Origin of the sequence: Helicobacter sp. (assembly GCF_029067145.1) — a bacterium.
Lineage (GTDB): Bacteria > Campylobacterota > Campylobacteria > Campylobacterales > Helicobacteraceae > Helicobacter_D.
Genome location: NZ_JAIEFA010000048.1, coordinates 1 through 9,340 on the forward strand (window position 1 = coordinate 1; position 9,340 = coordinate 9,340).

General features: G+C 38.0%; 10 protein-coding genes. 4 read left to right on the forward strand and 6 right to left on the reverse strand.

Annotation, left to right across the window (positions count from 1 at the left end; all coding sequences use genetic code 11):
* On the forward strand, nucleotides 1-1,027 hold a 1,027-nt coding region (locus K2N75_RS05260; protein ID WP_297681407.1), incomplete at its 5' end, for a DUF2972 domain-containing protein.
* A 34-nt stretch (nucleotides 1,028-1,061) separates the two neighbouring features.
* On the opposite strand, the gene K2N75_RS05265 is transcribed toward K2N75_RS05260, so the two are convergent.
* The 6 genes from K2N75_RS05265 to K2N75_RS05290 all read right to left on the reverse strand — a co-directional run bounded on the left by K2N75_RS05265 (nucleotide 1,062) and on the right by K2N75_RS05290 (nucleotide 5,984).
* Nucleotides 1,062-1,541 (reverse strand): DUF411 domain-containing protein, encoded by a 480-nt coding sequence (locus K2N75_RS05265; protein ID WP_297681405.1) that lies wholly within the window; start codon nucleotides 1,539-1,541, stop codon nucleotides 1,062-1,064.
* 267 nt (nucleotides 1,542-1,808) lie between these two features.
* Nucleotides 1,809-2,720 carry a hypothetical protein gene (locus tag K2N75_RS05270; RefSeq protein ID WP_297681403.1) on the reverse strand — a complete coding sequence of 304 codons (912 nt, stop codon included), beginning with the start codon at nucleotides 2,718-2,720 and terminating at the stop codon, nucleotides 1,809-1,811.
* A gap of 9 nt (nucleotides 2,721-2,729) precedes the next feature.
* Nucleotides 2,730-3,803 (reverse strand): chorismate synthase, encoded by a 1,074-nt coding sequence (aroC, locus tag K2N75_RS05275; protein ID WP_297681401.1) that lies wholly within the window; start codon nucleotides 3,801-3,803, stop codon nucleotides 2,730-2,732.
* A gap of 9 nt (nucleotides 3,804-3,812) precedes the next feature.
* Nucleotides 3,813-4,493, reverse strand: a complete 681-nt coding sequence (gene rnc, locus K2N75_RS05280; RefSeq protein WP_297681399.1) for a ribonuclease III — start codon at nucleotides 4,491-4,493, stop codon at nucleotides 3,813-3,815.
* A gap of 8 nt (nucleotides 4,494-4,501) precedes the next feature.
* Nucleotides 4,502-4,927 (reverse strand): ribonuclease HI, encoded by a 426-nt coding sequence (gene rnhA, locus K2N75_RS05285; protein ID WP_297681397.1) that lies wholly within the window; start codon nucleotides 4,925-4,927, stop codon nucleotides 4,502-4,504.
* Complete coding sequence (locus K2N75_RS05290) at nucleotides 4,902-5,984, reverse strand: tetratricopeptide repeat protein (RefSeq protein ID WP_300120116.1); 1,083 nt, start codon at nucleotides 5,982-5,984, stop codon at nucleotides 4,902-4,904. The genes rnhA and K2N75_RS05290 overlap by 26 nt, the downstream gene beginning before the upstream one ends.
* Before the next feature lie 98 nt (nucleotides 5,985-6,082).
* Between K2N75_RS05290 and dnaG the strand changes: the two genes are divergently transcribed.
* The 3 genes from dnaG to K2N75_RS05305 form a co-directional block, all read left to right on the forward strand.
* The gene (dnaG, locus tag K2N75_RS05295) at nucleotides 6,083-7,774 is read left to right on the forward strand and encodes a DNA primase (RefSeq protein WP_297681393.1); all 1,692 of its coding nucleotides are present in this window, start codon (nucleotides 6,083-6,085) and stop codon (nucleotides 7,772-7,774) included.
* Nucleotides 7,752-8,729, forward strand: a complete 978-nt coding sequence (locus tag K2N75_RS05300; RefSeq protein WP_297681391.1) for an argininosuccinate synthase domain-containing protein — start codon at nucleotides 7,752-7,754, stop codon at nucleotides 8,727-8,729. The genes dnaG and K2N75_RS05300 overlap by 23 nt, the downstream gene beginning before the upstream one ends.
* Nucleotides 8,730-8,739: 10 nt before the next feature.
* On the forward strand, nucleotides 8,740-9,340 hold a 601-nt coding region (locus K2N75_RS05305; protein WP_297681390.1), incomplete at its 3' end, for a nitroreductase family protein.

The following is a 9,340-nucleotide window of genomic DNA, read 5'->3' on the forward strand; positions in this document are numbered from 1 at the left end:
AAATATAGAAGTTAAGAAAATCTATAAAGAGTATTTTAATAGAATTACAAATTTCCACAAAAAGAAAAATCTTACTTATCTTGCAATCAGGAATCTTATTCCAAACCAAGAGAGAAATAAATTTTATTCCCTCATTTCTTGCGATTTTTCATTAAATCTTGTAAGAGACCCGATAAGCAGCCTTAAGCATTATATGACAATGAAAAGATTAGGAAAAGCCAAAAGAGAAATTACATTGCATTCTGATATGAATGAAGTATGTCAGAATCTTGTAAGATATGATGGCAAGCTTGGAGTTACTCCTGATATTGAGAGGATAAATTTTTGGATAAACTTTAGATATATGTGCTTCCACGATACACAGCTTAAAAATGCGCTCCTTAACGCTAAGGATTCTATCATCGTAGATATGTCTGAAATTGTGGGAGAGAAAACATTTCATACGATATTAAAGTTATCCAAAGAGCTAGGATTCCCTGCACCAAATGAAAAATACAGAGAGAAGTTTAAAGAAAATATCGCAAAATATGGAGCATTGCTTCCATTAACACTTGTCGTGCAAGCACAAAGTATAAATTTCAAACTTTATCTCCTAGATAGTGTGCATAAGATAGAAAACAATATTTATTTGACAAATATAGCCGCTGCGATAACGCATAAAATAGAGCATTGCTTGGATATTACTCAAGATTTATTTCATCAACCCTATTTTTACAATGGCATTATTATATGTATTGCTTCAAAGGATTGGGAGATTTTAAAACAAGATTCCAAAACTTTACAGGAAGTTAGAAGTTATCTTTTGAAATTTATTCCAAGATTGCAACAACAAAAAGAAATAGAGGATAAAAAGAAAATCACAGAATTGCAAGTGCTAGACTATTTAAGAGAGCATAAAGATTTAAGAATACAATTCAAACAGGTTTTAGATGAGCATTTAGCTTATATTAAATCTGTGCGTCCCGATATTGTAGAATCTTGGAAATATTATCAAGAATTTGAGAAAATGTGTGCGGAAATAGATTAAATTGCTTCGCCACACTCGCAAGGACGAATCTAAACTACTTCACATTTCCACTTTTTAGCTTTTTCTCACCCTTGTAAATACCAAAAACCTTATATCCACCCTCTTGTGTCATCAACACCACAGGATATTCCTCATAAGTGCCCTGCTCCATTCCCGGGCTTCCTTGTGGCATTCCGGGCGTAGAAACGCCTATCACATCTTTTGGCTGATTTTCCAACAACCATTCCACTGCATCAGCAGGCACATGCCCTTCAATCGCATATTTCACACCATTTTTTTCTATCACACCCGTATGACAACTTTGATATTTAGGGGCGATTTTAAAATCCTCCTTGATTTTTATAAACAGCTCGTCATCTTTATGGGATTGCACCAAAAAGCCCTTTGTGTGCATATATTTTGCCCATTCTTCACAACAACCACAAGTTGGACTAGAATACATTTGAATTTTTTTTACAGAATCTCCAAAAAGTGCCATACTTAAAAATACTAGCAAACCTAAAATTTTTCGCATATTTTTCCTTTTATCAAATTTCGCGCATTATACAGAATCTCTGCTTGATTTTACAATCTCTAGTTTGAGAAAATGTATAAAGAGTCGGATTAAATTGTTTCTCTATCCTTGCGAGGAAACGCTGAAGTGTGCAAATGCGAAGCATTTTCACCCACACTTGCAAATCCATAATTTTAGAATCTTGCCTTTGATTTTAAGATTCCATTGTAAAGGTTCCTTTGTGCTAGACCACGATTTAATAAATTAAATCTCACAAGGACAACTACTTTAAAAAATCCGCTCTAAACTCTCTTTCCACTTCGTCGGACGCTTCAAAATCTCCAAAGCACGCGTTTGATGAGTTGTGCGCAAATCCAAAGAAGCATAGGATTTGAAATGCTCCAATACTTGATGACAAACAGAATCGTAAGAAAGCGCATAAGCCTTAGAAATGCTCAAAATGCAGTTTTCAAAGCTCACGAGATTTGCATTTTGATTTTCCGCTACCTCTAGCGCAATCGCAGGGATTCCACAGGCTAGAATCTCTCCCAAACTCTGCCCACAAGCGCAAATGCAAATGTCCATTTGTCTTATCAAATCCGCCATTTCTTGCGCACATAAATCACGATAGAATCTCGCGCCCAAAATCGTAGAATCTCTTGCAATGCAATGCAAATTTAAATTAGGATAAGCCCTATTAAATGCAGCAACCAAAGGCTTATTCAAGCCCAATATATCGCTTCCGCCAAGAGTAATGAGCACATTTTGCACCTCTTGCTTTAAAGGAATCGGGGGATTCTTTAATGCCTGCACAAAAGGGGGCTGCAACAAACGATAATCACTTCCCAAAAACAACAAATGGTGGGGATACTTTTCTCTATATCGGGCGAAATTCACACCTCTTGCATTGTTTAGCAAGATAGCTTTAGGATAATCCAAACGCAAGGTATCATCAAAAAACAAGCAAACTTTCGTGCAACGCACCGCTTTTTCATAAGTGTCTAAGGGCAGCACATACGAATCTATTGCAAGGAAATCCCATAAAGTTGGATTTAAATTCGCCTCCAATTCCTGCGTATCTATTAGCTTTGTTTCAAACCCTAGCGATTCCAATTCCGCTTGCAAAGCCCGACAACGACTAATATGCCCCAATCCCACACCAAGCTTACCATCGGCAGCAATTAAAGCACTTTGAGCCACCAAAAGCCTTTAAGAATAAATTTTTTGTAAATTTTCTAACTTGCTTGTCGCATTGAGCAAAAGCATATCCGCTAGAATCAGTGCGAGGCTAGATTCACAAACCACGCTCCCACGCACTGCGATACAAGGGTCGTGTCTGCCCTTTATTTCGCATTGGACAACATTGCCTTGCATATCTTGCGTGTTTTGGGGCAAAAAAATGCTAGGCGTGGGCTTAAAATGCACTTTGAGCAGAATCTCTGCGCCATTGCTAATGCCTCCTAAAATTCCGCCACAATGATTGCTTACAAAGCCCTCTGCGTTCATTGTATCATTGTTTTGAGAGCCTCTAAGTTTTGCCGATTCCACACCATTGCCAATTTCTACGGCTTTGACGCCATTTAATCCCAACATCAAAGCCCCAATCGCGGAATCTAGCTTATAATACAATGGCTCACCCAATCCGTAAGGCACGCCACTTGCCTTAATCAAAGCGACACCACCTAAGCTATCGTGCGCCTCTCTTGCCTGCATAATTGCTTCTTTTTGCGCCGATTCCACTTGCTTATCTAGAGCGAAGATTTCGCTTTTTTGCGCGTTTTCAAAGTCAATTTCCCTCCCCTCAATCTTACCAATATTTAAGATTCCGCTTTGCAAAACAATCCCAAAGGGCTTTAAAAGCATTTTTGCAATCGCACCCGCTGCAACACGCGCGCTTGTTTCCCTCGCGCTGCTACGCCCTCCACCACGATAATCTCGGATTCCGTATTTATGAAAATATGTCCAATCAGCGTGTCCAGGACGAAAAAGGTTTTTGATAGAATCATAATCTCTACTCTTATTCGCGGTGTTTTGGATAAAGAATCCCAAAGACGTTCCGGTCGTTTTGCCTTCAAAAACACCGCTTAGAATTTTTACCTCATCTGCCTCTTTTCTCTGTGTAGAATAAAGATTCTTTCCGCCCGCGCGTCTTTGCATTTCAAGCGCAAGAAACTCCTCTTCAATCTCCAATCCCGCTGGCAACCCATCTATTACCGCGCCAATTCCCTCTCCGTGACTCTCGCCAAAAGTCGTAACCCTAAGAGCCTGCCCAAAAGTATTCATCACTTATCCTTATAAATTTTTCTCTTGCTTTAAAATCTCTAATGCCATTTTGGCGCAAATTTGCTGCGCCTCTTTTTTGCTTTTACCCTTTGCCCTTGCGTATTCCCTATCCTTAATCTGCACGCCCATTAAAAACTCTTTATTATGGTCGGGTCCAAAGGAATCTAAGACGATATATTCTGGAGTGATTCCAAAGACTGCTTGCGTAAGCTCTTGCAAAGCGGTTTTATGGTCATAAAACAAACTTTTTAAATCAATCTTTGGATAAACTTCCTCCAACAATAACAACATAATCTTGCGCACAGATTCCAATCCGCTTTCTAAATAAATTGCTCCCATAATTGCTTCAAACGCATTGGAGAGAATAGAATCCTTGTCTCTCCCATTATTTTGCTCTTCAGAAGAAGAAATATAAAGATATTCTCCTACATTTAAATAGCGTGCCAATTTGGCAAATGCCTTTTCATTGACCATTGAAGCGCGCATTTTGGACAGCTCTCCCTCTGGAGAATGGGGAAACTTGTGGTATAAAAATTCTCCAATAATCAAATCCAAAACCGCATCGCCCAAAAACTCCAAACGCTCATTATGCGTGCCTTTTTTGGCACTCTTATGCGTCAAAGCTTCTTTGAGTAAATTCTTTTGTTTAAAGTAATAACCTAAAGTTTGTTCAAAAAGTTGTAAATCCACACAAATCCTTAAATATTTTTAAATTTCAATGCCTCTTCTTTGGCAATTTTATCGCAGATTTCATTCTCAAGATGTCCGCTGTGTCCCCTGACCCATTGCACTTCAATTTTATGTGGCTTAGAAACTTCCAAATAAAGTTGCCAAAGTTCTGGATTTTTGACATTTTTAAAGTCTTTCTTAATCCAATTTGGCAACCACTTGCTTAAACCCTCTAAGACATATTTTGAATCGCAAACAACCAAAACTTCACAAGGTTCTTTAAGAGCCTCTAAACCACGAATCAAAGCTGTTAGCTCCATTTGATTATTAGTCGCCCTCTGCGCCCCACCTCTTACAATTTTCTCGTGCTCTCCATAACGCAAGATTCCACACCAACCACCACTTCCCGGATTCCCCAAAGAAGAACCATCACAGAAAAGAGTAACGCGTTTCATCTTGTTTTTCCTTTAAAAACACAAAAGTTTTGAGCGTCAAAAGCTCTTCGCAATGTGGGCAATGCTCAAAGGTTAAAGGTGTAGTTGCCTTACAAGATTTACACTGATAGTTAAACCCTAAATCTCCTTGAAAACTCTTATGCGTCCTTAAAAGACAAATCGTCTCTAATTCAAAAGTTTCTTTTTGCGAAAAACTAAGTGGTAAAATCCCCTTTGCCTCAAAAATATCTTTCAAGATTCGGCTTTGCGGATTTGTGGGTATGTTTTGCAGCTCCTTAATAAGAGATTGTGGAATCGCTTCAATTTTGAGATTCCACAATATATCTTGCAAATCTAGCAAAATTTCTTTAGGGATTTGCATTAGGGATTCCCAAAAAAGCGCAGGATAAAAATCTTTTAAAAATCCCAAGACCAAACGCGCCAAAAGCGGCTCTTCTTGTAAGATTGCTAGCAATTTATACGAAGTTTCCTCACTTTTTTTCTGACTTGAAATTAAGATTTTTGTTTTCAAATAATGCCGATACAATCCCATATCTCCTTGAATTTCCTCTAAGCAGCCTAAAGCACTTAGCGCATCTTTAAACAAGCTTAATTTTTCGTAAGTTCTAATAAGAGACTTCAAAACCAAAGGACTACGGGGAAAATAATGCAGAATCTCTAAATAAATCTCTTTGGCGCGCAGAGGAAACCCAGCCTTTTCATAAACTAGCCCGAGTGATTCTAGAATCGGAACTTTATCCACAGGATTTTGAATAGAATCCAAAAGTGCCACATACAAACGAATCGCTTTTTCGTAATTCGCGCTTTTTTGATACATTTTTGCCATAAAGAGTAGCGAGGGTGTGGGATTGGGGCTTAGGGCTAAAAACTCTTGTGCTTCTTTGTCAAAGCCAATATAATCAAAGCTTTCGATAAATCTACTCAAGGAATCTTGCTGTCTTTTGCTAATTAAATAATTCCAATAATACGCAAAAAGGCTGACAAGCCCAATCAAAAAGATAAATATCATAATACCAAAGAGCGGGTCGCGATATTCAATGCTTTCCAAAAAATCCAAGTTTGCCCTTTTTAGTGAAAAATCACACAAATTATAACAAAACTTATAGATAAATTTTTGTAAAATTACGATTTTTAAGTTTAGGTATTGGAGCAAAATTGATTACACAAGAAAGCATTACCGCACTCAAAAATCAACTAGATATTGTGGAAGTCGTCAGCCATTATATTGAAGTTAAAAAAATGGGTGCGAGCTTTAAAGCTTGCTGTCCTTTTCATCAAGAAAAAACGCCTAGTTTTGTGCTAAACGCCAATAAAGGCTATTTTCATTGCTTTGGCTGTGGAATCAGCGGCGATGCAATCAAGTTTGTAATGGATTATGAAAAGCTTAATTATATTGAAGCATTAGAAAAACTAGCGCAATTTTATAATATTACATTAGAATACACCGACAAAATCAAAAAAAGTGATGATTTTAAGATTCTAAACTTTATGAATGATTATTATCAAAATATGCTCAATCCCGAAGTAGAATCCTATATCAAAGAGCGCGGAATCACGCCCGAGACAAAAACGCGTTTTGAGCTTGGCTATGCGCCAAACAACTACGAAATTATGGCGCATTTACAACGCAATTTTATCAATCTGCAAGACGCACTCAATGTTGGAATCCTTGGAGCAGAAATAGAAAATGGTGCGAAACGATATTATGCAAGACTGACCCAACGGCTTACTTTCCCCATTCGTTCTTCGCAAAATAAAATCATTGGTTTTGGTGGGCGCACCCTTAGTAATCACCCCGCAAAATACATCAATTCGCCCCAAACAAAACTTTTTAACAAATCCCAAGTCCTTTATGGCTATCCACAAGCTAAAGACAGCATTTATCGCTTAAATGAAATCATCATTACGGAGGGTTATTTAGATGTGATTATGCTACACCAAGCAGGCTTTACAAATGCTGTAGCGACACTTGGCACTGCATTGACACACGAGCATTTACCCTTGCTTGCAAAAGGAAATCCTAAGATTTTTTTAGCCTTTGATGGAGACAATGCCGGAATGAACGCCGCCTTTAAAGCAGCAACTCTTTTGAGCCTCGCAAACAAAGAAGGCGGTGTTGTGCTGTTTGACAATGGACTAGACCCTGCGGATATGGTGAAAAATGGAGAAATAGAGATTCTAAAAGACCTTTTTAGCGCACCTATTCCGCTGATTGATTATGTGCTTCATACAATTTTAAGCCAATTTGATTTGAAAAATGCTGTGCAAAAAGACGCTTGCCTGAAAGAATCCCTTGCCTTTTTGCACCAACTTTCACCCGTGATTCAAGAAGAATACAAATCTTGGCTTGCACAAAGGCTCAATTTACCCTCACATTTAATCAAAGTCCAATTAACGCAAAAATTCCAAAATCCTACTATTCAAGATTCTATCCCAGCAGACCTTACAAGTGCTCAAGAGAGTTTTTATGGATTGGCAGAAAAAATCATCATCAAAAGTATTTTAGAGGATATGAGCCTTTTGGATTTTGTATTAAACTATCTTGAACCACAAATGTTTCATTCCCAAACGCTCGCATATCAAAAGCTACTGCAAGGAGAATTAGAATCCTCACCTTTAATTGGAATCTTGCTAGATTCCAAAATCAAAGCACAAACAAAAGAAAATTTAAAACAACAAATCATTATGATTCTTTATCGGTATTATGATGAGCAGAGAAAATTGCTGTTGCAAAACTCCTCTCTTTCTCTGCGGGAGAAGTCTTTTCTTTTAAGAAAATACCAAAAATATTTAGAAGATTTAAAAAAGGGAGATTTGGCACTCTATGAAAGCGTTAGCACTTTTTAGCGGTGGGCTAGATAGCTTACTTGCAATCAAAATCATCAAAGATTTAGGCATTGAAGTTTTGGCTTTGCACTTCAATATTGGATTTGGCGCAAAGCAAGACAAAAGCGAAATCTTGCGTCAAAGATTAAATCAAGTGGGTGCAGAATTAAAAATTGTGGATATTAGGAGGCAATTTTTTGATGAGATTCTCTTTGAGCCAAAGTTTGGTTATGGCAAATATTTCAACCCTTGCATTGATTGCCACGCAAATATGTTTGCTCACGCATTAAAAATGTTAGAATCGCAACAAGCAAGCTTTATCATCAGTGGAGAAGTCTTAGGACAGCGTCCCAAAAGCCAACGCGCAGAAGCTTTGGGGCAAGTAGAAAAGCTTTGCGAGGGAAATGGGCTTATCGTGCGTCCTTTATGTGCTAAACTTTTACCACCTACGATTCCAGAGCAAAAGGGTTGGATTCCCAGAGAAAAACTCCTTGACATTAGCGGGAGAGGACGGAATCGCCAACTAGAATTAGTCCAACATTATGGCATAGAATATTATGAGCGTCCCGGTGGAGGCTGTCTGCTCACAGAAACTTCTGTTGCCAACAAAATAAAAGACATTCTCTCTCATCGTCCCATTGTCTTTGAGGATATGGAATTAGTCAAATTCGGACGCTATATGATTCTACCTGACGGAGCGCGTTGCGTGATTGCAAGAAATGAAGAAGAAAATCAAAAGCTTCAATTTCATCACCCTAAAATGTCGCAAATTGAATTATTGAATTGTATCGGTCCTTTAGGACTTGTGGAAAAAAATGCAAGCGAGCAAGACAAAAGCCTTGCGATTTCTCTTACTCTGCTTTATGGCAAGACACAGATAAATCAACCCTATAAAGTGCGCTTTGAGGGCAAAGAAATAGAATCTTTCGCCTTTGAAAGCAAAGAAAAAGCACAACAATTTTTTATCAAAGAATGAAAGGAATCCTATGGAATCAGCTCAACAAATTTTCAAACAAATTGTTACAGAACGTTACTCTTGTCGCTCTTTTAAAGATTCTGCGATTGACAAAGAATCTTTAGAATACATCTTAGAAGCGGGGCGACTTTCTCCTAGCTCGCTTGGACTAGAGCCGTGGCGTTTTTATGTGGTTCAAGACAAAAGTCAAAAATTAGAAATTTCTAAAATTGCAAACTATCAAGAGCATGTTGCACATTGTGGAGCAATCCTCATCATCACTGCGCGTTTGGACTTTGGAGAATATTTTATACCCAAACTCAAAGGACGCAATATGCCACAAGAGGAAATAGACAAAAGAATCGCGCTTTATAAACCTTTTATTGATGGAATGAATGCGGAACAAAAATTACATTATGCAAGAGAACAAGTCTTTTTAGCATTAGGGAATCTTGCAAATGCTGCAAGTGCCTTAGGGCTTGGTTCGTGTATTATTGGAGGATTTGATTCTTGCAAGCTAGACGAATATCTAAAATTAAACACTCAAAAGGAACGTAGCGCGATTCTACTTGTCATTGGTGAAAAAACCCAAAGTGAAATTCCCCAAAAGTTGCGCAATCCAAAAGAAGAAG